The organism is Vibrio iocasae (assembly GCF_042245395.1).
Taxonomy (GTDB): domain Bacteria; phylum Pseudomonadota; class Gammaproteobacteria; order Enterobacterales; family Vibrionaceae; genus Vibrio; species Vibrio iocasae.
This window is the reverse complement of the sequence record NZ_CP145311.1, coordinates 1880461-1898522: the sequence shown is the minus strand read 5'-3', so window position 1 is coordinate 1898522 and position 18062 is coordinate 1880461. Positions and strand designations below refer to the sequence as shown.

Genomic DNA, 18062 nt, shown 5'->3' with positions numbered 1-18062 from the left:
AGGCATTAATATCATTGTCAAAGGAAGTGCTTTAAGCTATGCAGCTAGACATTGATTATACCAGTCTCATGCACTAATCTTGAGCAAATAAATTTCCTGACTTAATGTGTAGATCCCGCTGAGGAAATGGTATTTCAATGTTCTCACGGGCAAATGCCTTACTTATCTCTCTATTGAGCTTGTCTCTGATGGGCATGATGTTATCTGGCGAAGAGACAAATACACGTAGTTCTAAATCGAGAGAACTTTCCCCGTGCAGCATAAAGATGACAGTAGGCTCAGGTTCAGTTAATACTTCTCTTTGACCTTTAGCTATTGATAGTAAAAGACTACTTACAAAATCCACATCACTACCGTAGGCAACACCAATAGGTATAACCACTCTGTTCACCGTGTCACTTCTTGTCCAGTTGATAACTTCCGTGGTGATCAAATTTCTGTTGGGAACCATTACTTCTTGTCTATCAAAATTAACAATGGTAGTAGCCCGTATGTTTATTCGGCTTACTGTGCCAGTAAGGTTCCCGATAGTAACGATATCACCTGGTTTTACTGGTCGCTCAGCCAAGAGTATTAACCCACTAACAAAGTTAGATACTATTTCTTGTAAGCCAAAACCTAGACCAACACCAATTGCAGCCATTAACCAGCCAAGCTGGGCTAAATCCAGATGAAGTTCCGCTATAACAAAGAAAAATCCAATTAGAAAGGTGATGTACTTTGAGATGGTTTGAACCGCATATTTAACACCGACATCAGCACTCCAGTTGGGAAAGATAGTAATATTTAAAAGACTAGGTAGCCCTCGGATCACCGAGTACGTAATAAATATGAATAGCAGGCAGCGCAGAAGGCTACCTAAGGTTACGAACTCTGGGTCGGCTCCTGATATCTGAACTGTATACAACTGAATATCATCCAATGTTTGTAAAGCCTGCTCGTCTATCCCCCATATACGTAAAACCAAAACAATACTTACTAAAACGGATAGTAGCTTGAAAATGCGCAGAGAGTTGATCTTCAAATCAGATCGGGTTGGCATTTTATCATCGGTTTCCGCTGTAGAGCTTAGGCGGCGGTTTACAAAACGAAGCATTCGCCATTTAAGTAGGCGGTATAAAGGTGGTAATACAACTAAAATGGCTAGTGTGCCTCCTAGATTGAAGGCTATAGTTCTTGCCGCATACTGATAGCCAGTAACCTCAAGAGACAGTGAAACTACTGCTATTGTAACTAACGCTTTAGCTAGCACCTTCCAGTTTTTTAAAATGACATCATTGTTTAGGGCTTCCAACTGGTGCTGAACATAAGCAGATTTTGGGCGGGTAATCCTGTATACACCAATGGTCAAAACTAACAGAAAAAACACATAACTTAAGCGAGGTATTGCTACGTTATCAAAAGGAGCTTGACTGAGCACACTCCAAGGCAGCATTAGTATATATCCAATCAAGAACCACCTGAGGGCGGAAAATAATGAGTTTGCTGCAACTCTTGGGAGGCCAAACTGCACTTCGGAGATACTGCGACGTGCAAAAAATGAACGGCTTAAAAACCAAAAGAAAAAGAAGAGTGCCAGATGATCAAATATCTGACTCATAATATTATTCAGGTTAGCAGGTAATTGAGATGATTCAGCCAATCGTGCAATGATGAAAAAGTACGCTGGAAGCAAGGCTGCGCTTAGTAGACAAGCCGTTACGACAAGTGCTGCCATTTGGCTCAATTTGCCTTGTGCTTGTACTTGATCATTTATGTTGTGATACGCCTCGCGGAGGTATAAGCGTAAACGATATAACCCTACAGGAAGGATCAGGAACAACGTAAGAGCGTAAACAGTTGTTTTAGGTGTCTGAATCATCTCGGACAACTGAGTACTTATTTCTATCAAAGATAGCTCTTGAATTGTTATTACATTTTCTATAAGTTCTACTGGAACAGACAGGAATGTTTTCCAGCCTAATGGTTTTATATCTCGTATCCAAAAAGAGGTATTTCGAATAAATAACTCAAACTCATTGAGCTTAGTTAGCCTTTGTTCAATAGACAATTGTAGCTTTTGACTCTGACTAACCACCTCAGTAAGTGCCGACTTTTCATCTTTCAAAACACTACGGTATTCCGCTAATAATTTATTAGTTGTTACCTTGAATTCTTGCTTTTCATCCTCTGACAAGTTACCCAGAACATCGTCTCGTTTGTTTTTAAACTCGTCAGTTAGTCCAAATAGAATGTCTGAAATCTTGTAGCTGCGCTCTCTGTGCATATTTAGGGCAGTAAGGTTTTCTGAGCTTAATGATTGCGTCAGTAATGCGCTGCGCTGTTGAATTTGAACCAATGCCAACTTGATTCGCTCAGACGAATTGTAATTATCCTGACTAGACATAAGGTGTTTGATAGCTTGAAATTCATCGTTTTCCAATATTGACTGCTTTTCTTGTTCTGTCACTTCAGCGGCAAGGCTAACAACAAGTGCTTGAGATTCACTTATATCCCTTTTTGAGCGAGCGATAGATGCTTCCCAGCTTGCGATGAAGCGCTCATCAGGGGCTGCTGCCTTTTGAACACTTTCCTCCTTCTCCATTAAAGCCTCTTCTGCTTGCTTGGTCTGTTTCTCCAACTGCTGTCGTAAAGCTTCATGATAAGCTGATAACTGTTGCTCCAAACGAACAATATTCAACTCAGCAGCCTCCAATTCAAGGCGTATCAGAGGCTCTTTGTTGCGATACCATTTTCTACGTTCATCAAATAACTTTTCGGACTGGCGGGCAATGATTTTTTCTAATTGCGAATTTTCTATTTGCTTCTTGACCAGTAGCAAAGTGGATTGTGTCTGGTCTTGTGACTTAGATTTAAAGAGCATACTTTCACGTTGGTCAGCTTCTTGGTAACGGAGGTTAGTTAACTCCAGATAGCTGGAAAGTTCTTCTTCTAACTGCTGCTGTTGTACCTGATGGTTGAGAAGATTACTTTTTTGGCTGCGAGCTTTATTTAGGTTACTTTCAAGCGTTAGATGATCTATTTTTAAAGGGTTCGTTACAGGGGGAACTGGAGCCAATGATGAAAGTGTGGCAATCATCTCTTTTGCCTTTTTTATGCTCTCAGTGTTGTCCGCGTCTCGTTGTTGAAGTTGCAATAAAGTATCTGTTTGGTCTAGGTACTCCTGTAGCAGAGCAATATGACGCTGAAGACTTGCTTTGAGCTGCTTTTCCTGCTCGGTAGCTAGAGAGTCTTCTGGTAAGCGGACAACGGCTTGCCTTGATTCTTCTAGACGAATATCTAACTGCTCTCTGCTTTGTAGCGAAATATCAAAGTCCTGGATAGATGTAGAATCAACAGTCTGAGCCATAGGTTTTGTTGATAGCCCTACCACTAAAAGAGTTGTGGAAAGTAACAGTAGGATGCGGATAGATTTGGCAGGCAGAAGGAATGCTTCCACCTGCTTAGGGCGACTGCTTTTTTTCATTTTAGTCCCTTTATCTGGCATAACGTTATCGTTAACACTCTTTTAGTTTCACTTCTCGACAATAACTACATATTTCTATTTAATATTTTAGGTTAACTAGACCCTACAGACGGAATATATTTCAATTCGATTAACCTTCCGCGAGGCGAAATCAGAGAAGCGTAAGAAGTGCGAACCGTTCTACTATTATCATGTGGTTTACGTTGATGATGTAGATTCGACAATTATCCCATGGTGATTTATTAGACTTCAAATCACATTTTTTATCATATGGTTAATTAACTTTTGTTGAATATTTGCTCGTTAATTTGATATTTATCACCTAATATTTCATTCCGTTTTATCTATTAAAATATTGGTAATTTCCATACTAACCAGATGATTAGATACATGAACCTGTATATGAATATTTCCCCTTTGAGCTGGCAAGGTGTTGTCACTTGTTTGATTTGTGGCTTGCTGCTAGGAATTGAACGTCAATATCGTGGCAAACCTGTAGGCATACGTACTGCAAGTCTCATCATTATTGGCACTTATACATTTATGTCTTTGGGGATGGATCTTTCTGATGTCCGAGCAGATCAGGCTCGCGTGCTTTCTCAGATTGTGACAGGTATAGGCTTTTTGGGGGCTGGGGTCATGATGACACAGAATGGTCAGGTACATGGTGTTACTTCAGCAGCCGCTGTGTGGCTACTGGCCGCTTTAGGAGTGCTGATTGCTGTTGGATACATAAGTACAGCCCTAATACTAACGAGCATCATTATTTCAATATTGATAGGGGTTGATAAGTTAGAAGCTAGCCTTCGATTTTTGAGAAATGGAGTACATCAGCATATCAAAATACGTAGAGCCAGTCGTCGAGCAAGGAGGCGAACTTAGAGTTTTGAGCTGTGACGTTCTCAGTATAGGCGAGCACTGCAATAGCCCTGAACATGAGAGGAGACCGCCGTGCGAAGAGCTAGTTTTAATATGGTGCATTATGTGTTTCAAAGTTGTTGGTGGGTGGGATTGAACTAACCTATATAAAAAAGAGAAAAACTTATTTTTTGTGTTTGAGTTTCACTTAGATAGTGATTCAGTACCATGTGAGAATTGTACGAGACTGATGGTGCTGAATTGATGATGATTTGACTAAGAGAGTTAAATGAGCCTGTATGGAATTTAAAGACTACTACCAGATAATGGGGGTTAGTAGGGACGCAACCAAAGATGAAATCAAGCGAGCGTACCGAAAGCTAGGTAGAAAATATCACCCAGATGTAAGTAAGGAGGCAGATGCAGAAGCCCACTTCAAAGAAGTGAAAGAAGCATATGAGGTTCTTAAAGATCCCGAAAAGCGAGCAGCTTATGATCAACTCGGTGAAAACTGGAAAGAAGGTCAACGATTTCAACGCCCCCCTGATTGGGATCAGGGGTTTGATTTTCGTGGCGGTGGTTTTACCAATGCAAACTCTGCTGATTTTAGTGATTTTTTCGAGAATCTGTTTGGCAGAGGTGGTTTTAATCAACGTGCGCAAAGGGGATTTAACGCTCGTGGTCAAGATTCCCATGCTAAAGTCACAATTGACCTAGAAGATACATATAATGGCACTACACGTACACTCACGTTAAGGCAAACGGAAATCGGAGCAGGTGGAAACTTACAGCCTAAAGAAAGAGTATTAAACATTAGAGTTCCTAAGGGCGTGCTACAGGGACAAAGTATTCGCTTAGCAGGCCAGGGTGAAAAAGGGCTAGCTGATGGGAAGTCTGGTGATTTGTATCTGGAAGTCGAATTGCGCCCTCATCCAATCTACAAAGTAGAAGGGAAAGATGTATATGTTGATCTGCCTGTTGCACCATGGGAAGTGGCATTAGGGGCTAAGGTTAAGGCTAATACTCCAACTGGCATCGTCGATTTAACAATTCCTTCGGGGTCGGTGGGTGGCAGAAAAATGAGACTCAAAGGACGAGGTATTCCGTCTAAAATTCCAGGTGACCTATACGTAGTGCTTCAGGTGATTCTACCAAGGGCTGATACGGAAGAAGCAAAGAAAGCGTATGCTGATTTTAAGCAAGCAGTAGATTTTAACCCACGCGAAGGATTTGGGGGATAAGATGAAAAAAGAGCTAATAAGCATAATGTCAGTTCAAGTTTTAGATGAACAGGTTGATCTTAATTTGGTTGAGTTATGTAGGGCTAGTCAATCCACTGCTGAGCAAATAATTGAACTCATCGAATACGGTGTTATAGAACCCCAGGGAAAGTCAGCTCGCACCTGGCGCTTTTCAGCAGTGAGCGTCAAGCGTGTATGCAGTGCGCGTCGATTGCAACAGGATTTAGGCATCAACACACCAGGAGTTGCACTAGTGCTAGATCTTGTGGAAGAGCTTGAGGAGATAAGAACCCGACTGGATCGATTTGAGAGTTGAATGTGGTATATGTTGGCTGAGCTGGGTTTCTATTATTAGCCTCCGATCTTGCATGCTGGTTAATATTTATAAAAAAATCATTAGTTTATGATGATGATTCTAGAAAGATAAGTGCTGAATCCATGGTGTCCCGATGAGCCAAAGTATTTTTTATCAACTGCACATAAAGGTTGAACTGCTGCTCAGCATATCTAAGTTTATGAATTTCTTTTAAATAATAAAATTGCTCACAGTTACCTTTATATCGTTCAAGTAGTTCATTTGCTACTTTAATCTCTTTATTTGCTGTATCTATTAGTTCGTCATGATCGAAAGGTAGAGCCAAAAATTCGCTTAAATCATAGCGCCATGGGTTTGATTTGATTTCATGTTCCCACATGGTTAGATAACCTGAATTTTCAATTATTTCAGTCACATTATTATCATGTTGAGGATTTTTGACCAAAAAATCAGAGACATCTGCGAAGGTATGAATATTACTACTGACGGTTGACTTAATTTGGTTAAGGATATGATTGGTAATATCTGTCTGTTTCTGTATCGGACTGAAACTTAAAGCAAAATCAATTTCCGCGACCGTTGCCTGGCGAACACAGCCTTCTACTGCGTATACATGTTCTGATAATAGGATCTCCTTGGGTAAGCATGAATCAGAGTTATCCACCAAATTGATACCAGCATATGCATAAGCCTTTGCCACAAGTCGAGAGCAAAACTGTTTGGCCGTGCGATAGTTCTGAGAAATCTTTATGCCCGCATTTACAGCGCCAACTTTGGAGTAAGAAGTTCCCACTTGCAGTCGGGCATACTCTACCGCTTTATTTATATGATCTGGAGTTCTTAAACGAACAACTTTTGCGAAATGAGTTTCTTCGACAAGCAATCTCTGAATGTTGCCAGAATGGACACCATCTAAATCAGAATGTATATAGCTACTGCCACCTGCATATAGAATGGCATGCGAGTAATCTGATCTGGTAGCTGAGCATATTAGCTTGCTAGGCTTTTTATTAGATCGGGTGAGGAGAATATCACCAGGCTCCAGCTTATCAACGTCAAAGATATACATATTTCTGCTACTTAACTCTTGAACCTATTGTTTTTAACTTTTTGTTTTTATTGAAGTATGGTGATTTTAGTAATTAGATTGATTCACTAATTATGTGTTCTGGTGTTAACGAAGTACCGCACTTAGGGCAAGATGGCTTCATGCGGGAGATTAACCCGTGTTTACCAGAGTAGTCTCCTTTATTGTCGAGGTCACGAAGGCTCGTTCGTGACCATTCTCTTGAAAACGGTTGATCGTTTTCACTTTCGACGATTTGCCCAACATGACCGCACGGGCATTGTAGCTTCGTAAATACTCTGTATGTCATTCGATTTTTTCCTGCGGTGCTTAACGGTAGTTGTGAGCTGTATGCTATGACCTTGATAGGTTCTTTGTTTCATACTAGTTGTATATGGCGATGTAAGTCAAAAGAGACAGTGTTAATTGTGGAGGTATTAAACCTTAGGAGCTAACACACGCTCACATTATAGAATTGAAAATAGAGCCGACACATGTCGGCTCTCAGCTATCAATTGGTGCGTATCATTTAATTTCTATTCGGCTGGCTTCTTCAATTTTTGGTTCACTCTTCGGAATCATTACTTTCAGAACACCATCATTAAATGAAGCATCGATGTCTTCCTGACGGACGTTATCACCTAGTGTGAAGCTTCGAACCATCTTGCCTTCATAGCGTTCTTTATGGATCACTCTATCACCGTCTTTGGTTTCGTCACTTCTTGAAGTGCTGGCTTCAATTGTCAGTGTCCCGTTTTTACAGGATAAGGTGATATCTTTTTTGTCTACTCCAGGTAGTTCGACTTGTACTTCAAACTTATCTTCTTTTTCGATGATATCTAGCCTTGGTGAGAATGTTCCCATGCCACCTAATCGACTCCTCAATGTAGGAAAATCATGGTCGAATACACGGAACAGATCAGGCCAAGTTTCGCGAGGTATTAAGCTCATATTCTCCTCCTACGCATTCACTGTTATTACCAATTTAATAGTAGGTAAAAAATTCTAGTTTGCTAAGGAAATATCGTATAATTTTCATAAAATATATTAATGTTTTACCTCAATTAACGTGTTGTATTTTAACGATTAAAATTACATATTCTCTTCTTATAAGGTGATGGGGAGTATTGTGGGTCTTTATTCGGGTAAAGTGTTGTTTTTGCTATCTGTTTTTTATGGGCTAACAGCGATGTCATTGGTAATTATTGGTAGCTCAAAAATGTCTTCTGGAAGTGAGACTTTTTGAGAAAAAAAGGGTTCCAAAAAGCTTGGAACCCGTAAAGTCATCAAGGATGACGTCCAAAGTAGGGGTATAGGAGAAATGGTAATAATAATTGTTTGGGCTATGACGGTATTCGTTTAGAACCCCATAAATAGAGCATTTCTAAAGCTACAGTCGCGGCTGCTAGTGATGTAATATCAGCATGGTCATAAGCTGGACTGACTTCAACAACATCCATCCCAACCAGGTTAATGCCATCTAAAGCACGCAAGATGCTGAGTACCTTATCTGTAGTCAGCCCACCGCAAACGGGAGTACCTGTTCCTGGGGCATAGGCAGGATCTAAGCAGTCAATGTCAAACGTAAGATATACAGGCATATCTTTTACTACTTTTTTAACAAGGAAAGAGATTTCCTCAATGCTCATTTGATTTGCCTGAGGCGCACTAATAACGTTAAAACCATGATCCTTATCTTCGTATTCGGTTCTGATCCCAATTTGTACAGAATTGGTAGCTGATATTAATCCTTCCTTAGGTGCATGATAAAACATGGTTCCGTGGTCAAACTGGCTACCATTCGAATAAGTATCGGTATGTGCGTCGAAATGGATCAATGCCATTTGACCGTATTCTTTATGGTAGGCGCGAAGAGCTGGAAGAGTAATGAAGTGATCACCACCAAATCCCAGTACAGTTTTCCCGTTTTTTATGAGTTGGCTTAATAAGAACTCGTATCGTTCCGTAAAATCCTGAGCATCACCAGGGTCGAAGACCAGATCACCCATATCTACTACATTAATGTGTTCAAAGACGTTAAATGACCACGGGAATTTTTTCTCTTCCCATGCAAGATTGACTGATGCTTTTCTTATTGCATCAGGCCCTAACCTTGCTCCAGGTCGACCAGAAGTAGCAATATCCAAAGGAGCACCAACTACCACGACATCCGCTCGGCTTTCTAGTGGATTGTTACATAGGGGTTGGCGCATGAATGTCATTGCATTGGAGTACAATGAATAATCTTTCTTGCTGAATATGTCATTCATCTAATAATCCTCTAGATAGGTATAACCTGTTAAACCTGAGTTGAGTTCTTCAAGTATCTCTACCTGATTTTGATAATTTGCTTCCTGTGAAGCCATTATTTTGAAATTTCTGCGAATATCGTTCACATCGATATGAACGTACTTCAACATGTCTTCAACAGTATCGCCAAAGTCTACGGAGGTGATGTTCAGGTTATTGTCGTCATCAAATCGAACGGTAACACTGTTGGTATCACCAAATAGGTTATGCATTGCTCCCAGAATTTCCTGATAGGCACCAACAAGGAAGAAGCCTATAGTCTTATCTTCATCATCTTCCCAATCAGGGATAGATATTGTGCGTTCAATACCTTGAGAGTCCACATATTCATTGATAACCCCATCGGAGTCACAGGTTATATCTAATAAAACCGCTCGCCTATCTGACACATTTTTTAGGCCACTAATAGGTAGTATTGGGAATACTTGATTGATGCCCCATGCATCTGGCATAGATTGAAACAGTGAAAAGTTGAGGTACAGCTTATCTGCTAGCCGATCTTCTAGCTCGTCTAACACAGGTTGATAGATCCTTGAACCACCACTCATTTGCGATCTCAGCTCGTTATAGATCTTTAATGATAATTTTTCTGCCCAGGCACGCTCATGTAGGCTCAAAGTACCTGCTTCGAACAAGGTGTGGGCTTCGGCTAGATCACTTCTAGTGTTGTTATAAACTTCTATTAGAGAAGTGTGGTTTCTACCTTCAATAAGGTGTAACCAGTTGTTCCATATGTTTGACAGTAGATTTGGTGCCTTTTTTCCTGGAGCCTTTACTGTCTCAGGTACGTAGCTTTCCTCACCGATCACATTCGTGAGCAGAACAGCGTGGTGCGCAGTAATATACCGCCCCGATTCAGAGATGATTGTTGGATGTGGGTAATCATATTCTGCGCAGATATCGCCAATAGAAGATACTATATTCTTTGCATATTCAGCTAACCCATAATTCATGGAGCTTGGTGACTGACTGCGCGTTCCATCATAATCGATTGCTAAGCCTCCACCAACGTCTAGATAACTGATTTTTGTTCCTAGCTTTTGAAGCTCACAGTAAAATCTAGCTGCTTCACTAACACCTTTTCTGACATCACGGATGTTCGCCATTTGCGAGCCAAGATGAAAATGCACCAGTTGTAATGTTGATAGTTTCCCTTCTGTTATCAGCGTATCTACAACATCGATAACCTGAGATGCGGACAGACCAAATTTAGACTTTTCTCCTCCGCTGGCTTGCCACTTACCTGCACCTTGAGATGCCAGTCGTATTCTGAGACCAAGCCTTGGTACGACACTTAGCTTTTCCGCTTCATCAAGCACTATAGATAGCTCTGATAGTTTCTCAATCACGATAAATACTTTATGTCCCAGCTTTTCACCTAGTAGTGCCAGGCGGACATACTCTGTATCTTTGTAGCCATTGCAAATAATGGTCGAGCTAGCTTTGTTCGCTATTGAAAGCACTGCTAGGAGTTCTGACTTGCTGCCAGCTTCAAGGCCTAACTGGCTTTGTTCAAGGGCTTGTTGACTAGCCAGTATCTCATCCACAACATCTTTCTGTTGGTTTACCTTTACAGGATATACAAGAAGATACTCGTTTTTATAGCCATACTCATCAATCGCGTTATTGAAAGCACCACATACACTATGAATACGCTGATGGATGATTTGAGGCATTCTTACCAGAACAGGTAGGCCAACTCCCTTGTTGTCTAATTCTACAATTAGCTTCTTAAAAGTGTATTGATGGTTTGGATCTAGCTTGGGATTAACATAGGTGTCACCATGTTCGTCGACCCCAAAAAAACCACCAGTCCAGTAATTAACATTAAAATCAGAACGTATCTGTCCTAATGATTTGTACGTCTTCAATGCTATCGCTCTCACGAAAAGTAAATAGTTATTTGGAGAATAAATAATCTATCAGATGAAGTATTACTTCAAATGTATTTAGTTATCGTATTAACAAGTCCCTTTTATTAAATGTCAAAAAATTATTAATCGTAACTATAAAAATAAATTGTTTTCGTTCTTTAGATATTTATGTCCGATGATGGTAATGTTTGTGGATGTTAGAAATATTCTATTGTTAACTATCAATGAAACTAGTAACTAGCCTCGCGCTATTAACAATACTTAACTACGTAATAAATGCTAATGCAGCACCATCAAAAATAAACATTTTAGAAAATTGTGACTTTGATAGTAATGGCATAATTGGTTCATTTAAAAAAACAGGAATGAGTTGGAAGGAATGGGACAATCTTGAGAGTGAGTTAAAATGTCAAGATGATTTAAAGTTTTCAGAGATACCCAAAAAGGTTCTAGATGAGTGTGATCTAAATAGAAACGGTAAGATAGACAAAGCTATTACTTATATGATTCCTTTATTGAAACAAAAGAATTATGCTCATCCTAATCTTGCGTTGCACGATGTTGAAAAATCGACTAGGAATAATTTGAAAGCTGAAAATCATTGTATGGTTGAAGCTGCGAATATGGCACTAGCAAAGCTTAAAGCCGTTGTTTCAGATTTAAGTGCTATTATTGTCAACTTGGACAATAAGTTAAAAGTTATGGAAGGAGGTGACTTGTCAACTGAAGCTCTTAAATACGATTTATCGAACCTAAAAGAATTGGTAGCTACTGCTAAATACGCAAGGCAGGAAGCATCTGCATTCAAGAACTATTCATACCTGACTTTTGCAGACACCGTTATAATCAAAGCATTTACATTAGAAATTAAAACGAGTGCAGCATTAATAAAATCAGATACCAAAGAGTTGATAGGAGTATCACCTAAACTCAAGAGTGATGTACTCAAGTAGTCAACCGTAATAATTATATTTTATGGTAGTCTATAAATTATTTTATTCAAAACAATTAAAATAATTTGTTGCTAATGCAAATGTCTTTTGTGCATAATGTGATTGTTGTTTTCAATGATGGTTACTCCCTAACACGTTGTTAGACAGTGTTAGTTTTCTTTCATTTTAAATGATGTTTTTTGGACTCAAAACTCTTAGCTAATTATCAACAAGACAACTATGAATAAATTGATGCTAACATTTGTTCTTATAATATAGTTCTTTGTTGATTGCCATGTCTCGGTACAGAGACATGGTGCTTTTCTTTCTGCATACACTCTTAACCTATACGGCGTATTAATGAACACATGATTTTTCATGTGATAACTAATATCCCTAATAAATTTAATATTAGGCTATGTTCTTTTTATTTTCCTGTAGCTAAATGATTTTTAGCTCGAATACTAATAATGAGCATGAAAATAGCTGTGGACATCAATATAGCTAGTAAGTATGCCATTAAGCCTTGGGCATTGGTCATAAACTGGCTAGCTATCATTGGGCCAGCTATTGAACCTATGCTATAACAAAACATCATCATTTGGGTTACAGAAATGATTTGGCTTTCATCAAGTTTATTGCATCCAAGATTAATTGCTATCGGATAAAGTGAAAAAGCGGCCATACCGATCAAGAATGAGCTGACTGTCAACACACTTAGGTTGTTGCTCAGAACAACCAGACCTAAAGCAAATACACCAACTAAACATAGTAATCCCATCGACAGTGTATGACCAAGGTTGCGAACTAGTCTAGGAATGATAGTTTGTATTACCATCCCGCCTAAGATGATTGTTGCCATTAAGGTACTTAAGCTTGATTGTGATATTTCTCGGTTCAACAACTCCATTGGCATTAATCCATAGATTGCACTCAGAGTTAAGCCTGAAACAATACAACCAATAATAGCAGCATGATTTAGCTTTGATGCTTGTTTGAATGAGAACGAGGTAGAAGTTGTACTTGGAGGCTGTTGAGTTGGAACCAAAAACATTACGAGAATTGCAGCGCCCAATACTGAAAGTATTACTGCAAATGGAGTGCCTCCATGAACACCAATAAAACCAATACCCAACTGCCCTAAAGCGGAACCACCATTGAGAAACCCTAAGTACAATCCGAACCGCTTTACTCGATTTGATTCATCTCCTACCAATAACCAGGATTCAATGATTACATACACACCAGCGACTACGATACCTGCCGTAAATCGGGCAGCAAGCCATACTTGTGCTGAAGGTGCGATAGGCAGGACTATGATAGTGATCATAAACAACAATAAGCAGGTAACTAAAGCATTGCGATGACCTAACTGCTTTATAAAAGGCTCAACGATTAATGCTCCTATAAGTAACCCAGCAAAATAGGAACTAGCTAACCAACTTGCTTGATTAAAATCGATAGCATAGTCGCTTAGCATTAAGGGTATAAGACTCATCAAATAACCTGAGGCGACAGCATAAAGTGATAGGGCAAAAATGGGCACCTTGTAACCAGTGCTTGCTGCTATATCAGTAGTGTTATCCACTAGCAGAATCTCCAAATTAATCGCGAAAATTTTTAGTTGAGAGGGTTTTAGTATGTTTTGCGCGACTATGAGGCTTTGTGGGATTCTAGTAAAACGAAATAAATTTATCTTCAAGATAACGAACGTTTGTCGTTGTTACGCTTAATTATCGAAGTTTACGGCAATTATAAAATGGTAGAAAACGTGGTCGACGTAATTTGTAAAGTTACTGAGCCATTGCTGCGTCAGTAACTTATCTTAGTTCAAAGGGAGATAAATTACTGAGCAGACCTAAATTATTTGGAGCAATACAACAAGCGCAAACCTATGAGATTTATTTTAAAAGGACGACCTTACTATTCGCTTAAGAGTAAAATTTTATTGTCTGAGAACTCGTTCAAAACGACTGTTTTTGCTCGTTTAAAGAAGTTGAAGTCTGTTGCTGTTGCACTCGTATAAGCACCCATCATACGACCCACGATCAAATCTCCGTTTTCTAGCTTCGGTAACATGATTTCTTCAGCAACTATGTCAATGCTATCGCATGTTGGCCCTGCTAAAACGCTTGTGTAACAAAGTGTACTCTGTTTGATTGTTAGAATGGGATACTCTGCTTCATCAAACATTAAGCCGCTAAAAGAACCATAAATTCCATCATCTAAGTAATACCAGGTTCTACCATCTCTTTCAGCCTGTCCCATAACAGAAGCAATGCTCATTACTGATTGTGCGACAATAAAACGTCCAGGTTCTGCAATGACCGATACTGTCTCTGGAAGGTTAGATATCGCTTCATTAATTGGTTTACAGAACTCGTCTATTGAGGGAACTTGTTTCGAGTAACATACAGGAAATCCGCCTCCGATATCTAACATGCTAAGTGCTGGCAATCCTAATGAAACAACTTTGTTCATTAAATTACAACATACACCAATAGCATCAACGTATTTATTCGGATTCGTTGTTTGAGAACCAACATGGAATGATAGCCCTTTGATATAAATACCTAGGTCTTTGGCTCGAGATATGATTTCGATGGCGAGATCGGGGCTGCATCCAAACTTCTTGGACAAGTCCGCAAACGCTTCTTCATTTCTAAAACTCAATCTAACTAGGATTTCAGCACGGTCTTTATAACGAAGAAACTTCTCTAGCTCGTTAATATTGTCAACGACAAATACCCTGCATCCGTAGTCTAGAGCATCCTGAATATCTTGGTCTCTTTTAATTGGGTGAGTATGAATGGTTTTTTCTGCTGGAACTCCTTGGGATGCAACGAGGTCAACTTCACCAGATGTAGCGAGATCAAAACACGCACCTTCAGACAGCAATGTTCTTATAACAGCAGGATCTGGTAATGGTTTTAAAGCGAAGTGCAAAGTTACATTCGGTAGAGCAGCTTTAAGTGCTCTATATTGTTCCCGTACTACGTTACAGTCTAGAAGTAGCAACGGAGAGCCAAATTGTCTTACAGAAGATTCGATTAATTGAGTTTCTTCAGTATTGAGTACTGGAGGAGAAAAAGCTGAAAAATCTAACGCTGCATGTGCCATAAGCAACCTCCTAAAAAGATAACCTTTCAAGCAATTTTGAAAAGTGAGCGTCAATAAACACGGGAACCGCAGTCAAAGTCACTCTTGGATAGTTGCTCTATCGCCTTGTCACATAGCAAAATGTGATGTACTCGGATTGGCTATCAGCAAGAAGCGAGCGGATATTAATGCGTGATTAATGTCTGCGCAACAAAAATTTCGAATATATTTTCAACCTGTGGTTTCGTTATCTTGTGTTTTGAATGTTTGACCAACTGGAGCAATGGAAAACGGACAACTGTTATCACCAGCGTTCGTTGGTTGGGACTGCGATGTATCGCTATAAGCAACTGCTCAGTGGGAAGTGACATTGAGAAAATACAATGACCAAGTAGGTAAAATCTTTGCTAACGTAAAGGTATTGAGCAAACGCACTGGGCTTGGTATGCCTGTTCGTCAGAGACTGAGCTATTAAGAAGCTACCCAGAGAGCTCAATCGCTCCCAAGGCTGAATTGATCAACAACGCCCAAGTGCAGTTAACCAGTAGTAGGCCTGTTTTTTAATAAGCCGAAAACAGATGAGCAGTAATGCCACCATCAATAGTTGTTTTATAAGGCTACTATTTTGAACGTACTCAAGCATGATTTAACCTAAAGTTCTGGTTTTTCTTATTATTACTAACAGTAGTTCACTTAAGAAAAGGGAGCGACTCGAAAAGGTGAGTATTAGTCTCATTGTTCTTTTGGCAGGTAATTATTTGCAATTTTTCGATATTTAAGCCAAATTTTTTCAAAAGAAGAGTTGGCTAGTTTCGGATTGTCTAACACTCGAACAAAATGCTCTTCTTCTTGGTTTTCGGGAAATAGTTCTCCAATGTCTAAACCATGCATGGTTTCCCCCCAGTAAACCAAGATTTCTTCTTCAGCATCACTAAACAATCCAGATTTAACGAATCCTTCAGGAAAATTCACAACATCTTCGAAGTTGTGTTGCCCCATACGAAAGCTAATGTGTTTCATCTTTAACACCACGCTGTTTAAACTGAAATCCTTAATATCAGCATAATTAAATAATAGCTAACTAAAATAATTTATCTGTGCAACAAAATATATTAATCAATGAATAGGATAAATATTATTTTCCTTCACGATTAAAATTTTTTGATTAGATTTTTTTGGTGATTTATACGTCACAGTTTATTATCAGGTTAGGTAAATATTTTTCTCAAAAATCGAGAAGATTTCTAAATTTGTAACTAGATGGTTTTTATGAGTAATACAAATGACAAAGCGTTTCTAATATTGACGCAAATTTCAACATATGGATTTCCTGTCAGTATAAAGGTACTTGGTCATGATTTACGTATGCCTCTTAGCAGTCTTTATCGATATATTTCTTTATTAAAAGATTGGAACTACATCGAGGAAAATCCAATAACAAAAGAGATTTTTATTGGCTCAACCTCTTTATTGTTAACCAAAAGTTATGAAAAAACTAAAGGAGAAAGCAAAGAAATTGAAGCCACCTTAGAACGCTTGAGAGATATCACTGGGGAAACAAGTGTCTATATGGTACCCGCTGGTTACCATGCGTTATGTGTTGAAAGCAGGGAAAGTCATAATGCACTCAGGTGCTCTTTTGAAATCGGTCAAACCCAACCGTTAGTGAAGGGGGCAACATCAAAAATAATACTTGCAAACTTGCCCTCAGGAAGACAAAGGAAAGTGGCGCAATTTTATGGAGTTGATATAGATAGTCCCAAGTGGGTATCAGAGATATCGAAGATAAAAAAAGACGGGTTTTGCATTAGTTATTCAGAGTACAACGAAGGCGTTGTTGGAATTAGTGTGCCAGTCAAACATAAGAAAACCGTGGTAGGGGCGCTATCTATTATGTCTCCACAAAGAAGAACGGATGGAATGACACAACTAGTGCTCCAAAACTTATTAAATGAAGCCTCAATATTGAGTGGAATGGATTGATGTTTAAGCGTTTATTTCAAAGGTTTTATAAAAAAAGAAATTTTGGTAAAGAACTGGTGTTGGTTGGAACCTGTATAAAGGCAACAGAAGACAGTTATTTGCTTTACGATGAAGCGGAACAGGCTCTTGAATATGTGTTTTATTGGTATGGATTTACCGATGCACCTTATGGCGCTCGCATGACAAATGGCGGTTATTTTCCAATCACATCGACAAACATTGTAGAAATTATGGAGTTCTCGAGGTATGTCCATTCTTTACTCGAGTACAGGGCATTGCCTGTTGTTATTTCAAATAGTTGCGAAAGTTTCACTGAATGCATTGCAGACTTTAGTTCTCAAAAGGTCGGTGTCGTCAATATCAATCAAAATATTGACTTAACGAGTGGTATTAGCTTCGTACCCATGCAAAATTTCAGCAGCATAATGACAGAAAAATCGGATGTGGAATTGTTAAGCCTGGGTATTTATGAAGATGCCATTTCCCCTAGCGATATAAACATGGCGAAGTCGATGAGTGTTCGTTGGGTGAGTAGCGCTCTATTCAGCCCAATGAACTCTAGTAAATTATATAGAGAGTTGGAAACGTTTATATACAGAAATGATTGCATCGCATTGAATATTGATCTTAGAACGATAGTTCGAGGGATGACCATTAACCCTCCGTTTGCCTTAGAGTTTGAAACGGTGTTGTCAATTATTCAAACGTTAATGAAATCCAATAAGGTTTCATTAGTTCATTTGACTGGAGATTCGGAGAATTTGATTTTTTCTAATGAGGCAAAGAAAGTACTGGATGTTATAAGAGCCAAAAGAGAGGACGTAAATTATGCTGCCTAATACAATGTAGTTTTACTAATTTTTATTGAAAAATATTTTTATCGTAAAGATAGAATTTATTTGCTTTCAAATTCATCC

Annotated in this window: 15 protein-coding genes and 1 pseudogene; 7 read left to right on the top strand and 9 right to left on the bottom strand. The window is 39.1% G+C overall.

Features of this window, described 5'->3' with window-relative positions; all coding sequences use genetic code 11:
- Positions 1–73: 73 nt before the first annotated feature.
- A complete protein-coding gene (locus SNR28_RS18360) occupies positions 74–3466 on the bottom strand; it encodes a mechanosensitive ion channel domain-containing protein (RefSeq protein WP_375749992.1) in 3393 nt (1130 codons plus the stop codon).
- A gap of 378 nt (positions 3467–3844) precedes the next feature.
- Here SNR28_RS18360 and SNR28_RS18355 point away from each other — a divergent pair, with 378 nt between their 5' ends.
- From SNR28_RS18355 to SNR28_RS18345, 3 genes are all read left to right on the top strand, one after another.
- Entirely contained in the window at positions 3845–4348 is a 504-nt protein-coding gene (locus tag SNR28_RS18355; protein ID WP_375749991.1) for an MgtC/SapB family protein, read from the top strand.
- A gap of 275 nt (positions 4349–4623) precedes the next feature.
- A complete protein-coding gene (locus tag SNR28_RS18350) occupies positions 4624–5565 on the top strand; it encodes a DnaJ C-terminal domain-containing protein (RefSeq protein ID WP_375749990.1) in 942 nt (313 codons plus the stop codon).
- Between the two features lie 25 nt (positions 5566–5590).
- Complete coding sequence (locus tag SNR28_RS18345; protein ID WP_375749989.1) at positions 5591–5881, top strand: chaperone modulator CbpM; 291 nt, start codon at positions 5591–5593, stop codon at positions 5879–5881.
- A gap of 85 nt (positions 5882–5966) precedes the next feature.
- Here the strand turns inward: SNR28_RS18345 and SNR28_RS18340 are convergent, their stop codons facing one another.
- The 5 genes from SNR28_RS18340 to speA form a co-directional block, all read right to left on the bottom strand.
- Positions 5967–6950 (bottom strand): YiiX/YebB-like N1pC/P60 family cysteine hydrolase, encoded by a 984-nt coding sequence (locus SNR28_RS18340; protein ID WP_375749988.1) that lies wholly within the window; start codon positions 6948–6950, stop codon positions 5967–5969.
- 73 nt (positions 6951–7023) lie between these two features.
- Positions 7024–7257 carry a hypothetical protein gene (locus tag SNR28_RS18335; RefSeq protein ID WP_375749987.1) on the bottom strand — a complete coding sequence of 78 codons (234 nt, stop codon included), beginning with the start codon at positions 7255–7257 and terminating at the stop codon, positions 7024–7026.
- Between the two features lie 215 nt (positions 7258–7472).
- A complete protein-coding gene (locus SNR28_RS18330; protein ID WP_375749986.1) occupies positions 7473–7898 on the bottom strand; it encodes an Hsp20/alpha crystallin family protein in 426 nt (141 codons plus the stop codon).
- Between the two features lie 392 nt (positions 7899–8290).
- Entirely contained in the window at positions 8291–9217 is a 927-nt protein-coding gene (gene speB / locus SNR28_RS18325; protein WP_375749985.1) for an agmatinase, read from the bottom strand.
- Complete coding sequence (gene speA, locus SNR28_RS18320; protein ID WP_375749984.1) at positions 9218–11128, bottom strand: biosynthetic arginine decarboxylase; 1911 nt, start codon at positions 11126–11128, stop codon at positions 9218–9220.
- Between the two features lie 227 nt (positions 11129–11355).
- Between speA and SNR28_RS18315 the strand changes: the two genes are divergently transcribed.
- A complete protein-coding gene (locus SNR28_RS18315) occupies positions 11356–12084 on the top strand; it encodes a hypothetical protein (RefSeq protein ID WP_375749983.1) in 729 nt (242 codons plus the stop codon).
- A gap of 406 nt (positions 12085–12490) precedes the next feature.
- On the opposite strand, the gene SNR28_RS18310 is transcribed toward SNR28_RS18315, so the two are convergent.
- Together SNR28_RS18310 and SNR28_RS18305 are read right to left on the bottom strand one after the other, a co-directional pair.
- Complete coding sequence (locus tag SNR28_RS18310) at positions 12491–13651, bottom strand: MFS transporter (protein WP_375749982.1); 1161 nt, start codon at positions 13649–13651, stop codon at positions 12491–12493.
- Positions 13652–13986: 335 nt separating this feature from the next.
- Complete coding sequence (locus SNR28_RS18305; protein ID WP_375749981.1) at positions 13987–15183, bottom strand: type III PLP-dependent enzyme; 1197 nt, start codon at positions 15181–15183, stop codon at positions 13987–13989.
- 251 nt (positions 15184–15434) lie between these two features.
- Here SNR28_RS18305 and SNR28_RS18300 point away from each other — a divergent pair.
- Positions 15435–15637, top strand: a pseudogene (locus tag SNR28_RS18300) (IS5/IS1182 family transposase); the annotation flags it as partial.
- A 257-nt stretch (positions 15638–15894) separates the two neighbouring features.
- Here the strand turns inward: SNR28_RS18300 and maoP are convergent.
- Positions 15895–16182: a DUF413 domain-containing protein gene (gene maoP, locus SNR28_RS18295; protein WP_375749980.1), complete on the bottom strand. Its 288-nt coding sequence runs from the start codon at positions 16180–16182 to the stop codon at positions 15895–15897.
- A gap of 249 nt (positions 16183–16431) precedes the next feature.
- Here maoP and SNR28_RS18290 point away from each other — a divergent pair, with 249 nt between their 5' ends.
- Both SNR28_RS18290 and SNR28_RS18285 read left to right on the top strand, forming a co-directional pair.
- A complete protein-coding gene (locus SNR28_RS18290) occupies positions 16432–17145 on the top strand; it encodes an IclR family transcriptional regulator (RefSeq protein ID WP_375749979.1) in 714 nt (237 codons plus the stop codon).
- Positions 17145–17984, top strand: a complete 840-nt coding sequence (locus SNR28_RS18285; RefSeq protein ID WP_375749978.1) for a hypothetical protein — start codon at positions 17145–17147, stop codon at positions 17982–17984. The genes SNR28_RS18290 and SNR28_RS18285 overlap by 1 nt, the downstream gene beginning before the upstream one ends.
- The last annotated feature ends 78 nt before the right edge of the window (positions 17985–18062 follow it).

Bases quoted from the DNA above. Each gene is read 5' to 3' on its own strand.
- SNR28_RS18340 (WP_375749988.1), bottom strand. From the start codon at position 6,950: ATGTATATCTTTGACGTTGATAAGCTGGAGCCTGGTGATATTCTCCTC.
- SNR28_RS18305 (WP_375749981.1), bottom strand. From the start codon at position 15,183: ATGGCACATGCAGCGTTAGATTTTTCAGCTTTTTCTCCTCCAGTACTC.
- maoP (WP_375749980.1), bottom strand. From the start codon at position 16,182: ATGAAACACATTAGCTTTCGTATGGGGCAACACAACTTCGAAGATGTT.
- SNR28_RS18355 (WP_375749991.1), top strand. From the start codon at position 3,845: ATGATTAGATACATGAACCTGTATATGAATATTTCCCCTTTGAGCTGG.
- SNR28_RS18360 (WP_375749992.1), bottom strand. From the start codon at position 3,466: ATGAAAAAAAGCAGTCGCCCTAAGCAGGTGGAAGCATTCCTTCTGCCT.
- SNR28_RS18350 (WP_375749990.1), top strand. From the start codon at position 4,624: ATGGAATTTAAAGACTACTACCAGATAATGGGGGTTAGTAGGGACGCA.
- speB (WP_375749985.1), bottom strand. From the start codon at position 9,217: ATGAATGACATATTCAGCAAGAAAGATTATTCATTGTACTCCAATGCA.
- SNR28_RS18330 (WP_375749986.1), bottom strand. From the start codon at position 7,898: ATGAGCTTAATACCTCGCGAAACTTGGCCTGATCTGTTCCGTGTATTC.
- SNR28_RS18335 (WP_375749987.1), bottom strand. From the start codon at position 7,257: ATGACATACAGAGTATTTACGAAGCTACAATGCCCGTGCGGTCATGTT.
- SNR28_RS18290 (WP_375749979.1), top strand. From the start codon at position 16,432: ATGAGTAATACAAATGACAAAGCGTTTCTAATATTGACGCAAATTTCA.
- SNR28_RS18315 (WP_375749983.1), top strand. From the start codon at position 11,356: ATGAAACTAGTAACTAGCCTCGCGCTATTAACAATACTTAACTACGTA.
- SNR28_RS18285 (WP_375749978.1), top strand. From the start codon at position 17,145: ATGTTTAAGCGTTTATTTCAAAGGTTTTATAAAAAAAGAAATTTTGGT.
- SNR28_RS18345 (WP_375749989.1), top strand. From the start codon at position 5,591: ATGTCAGTTCAAGTTTTAGATGAACAGGTTGATCTTAATTTGGTTGAG.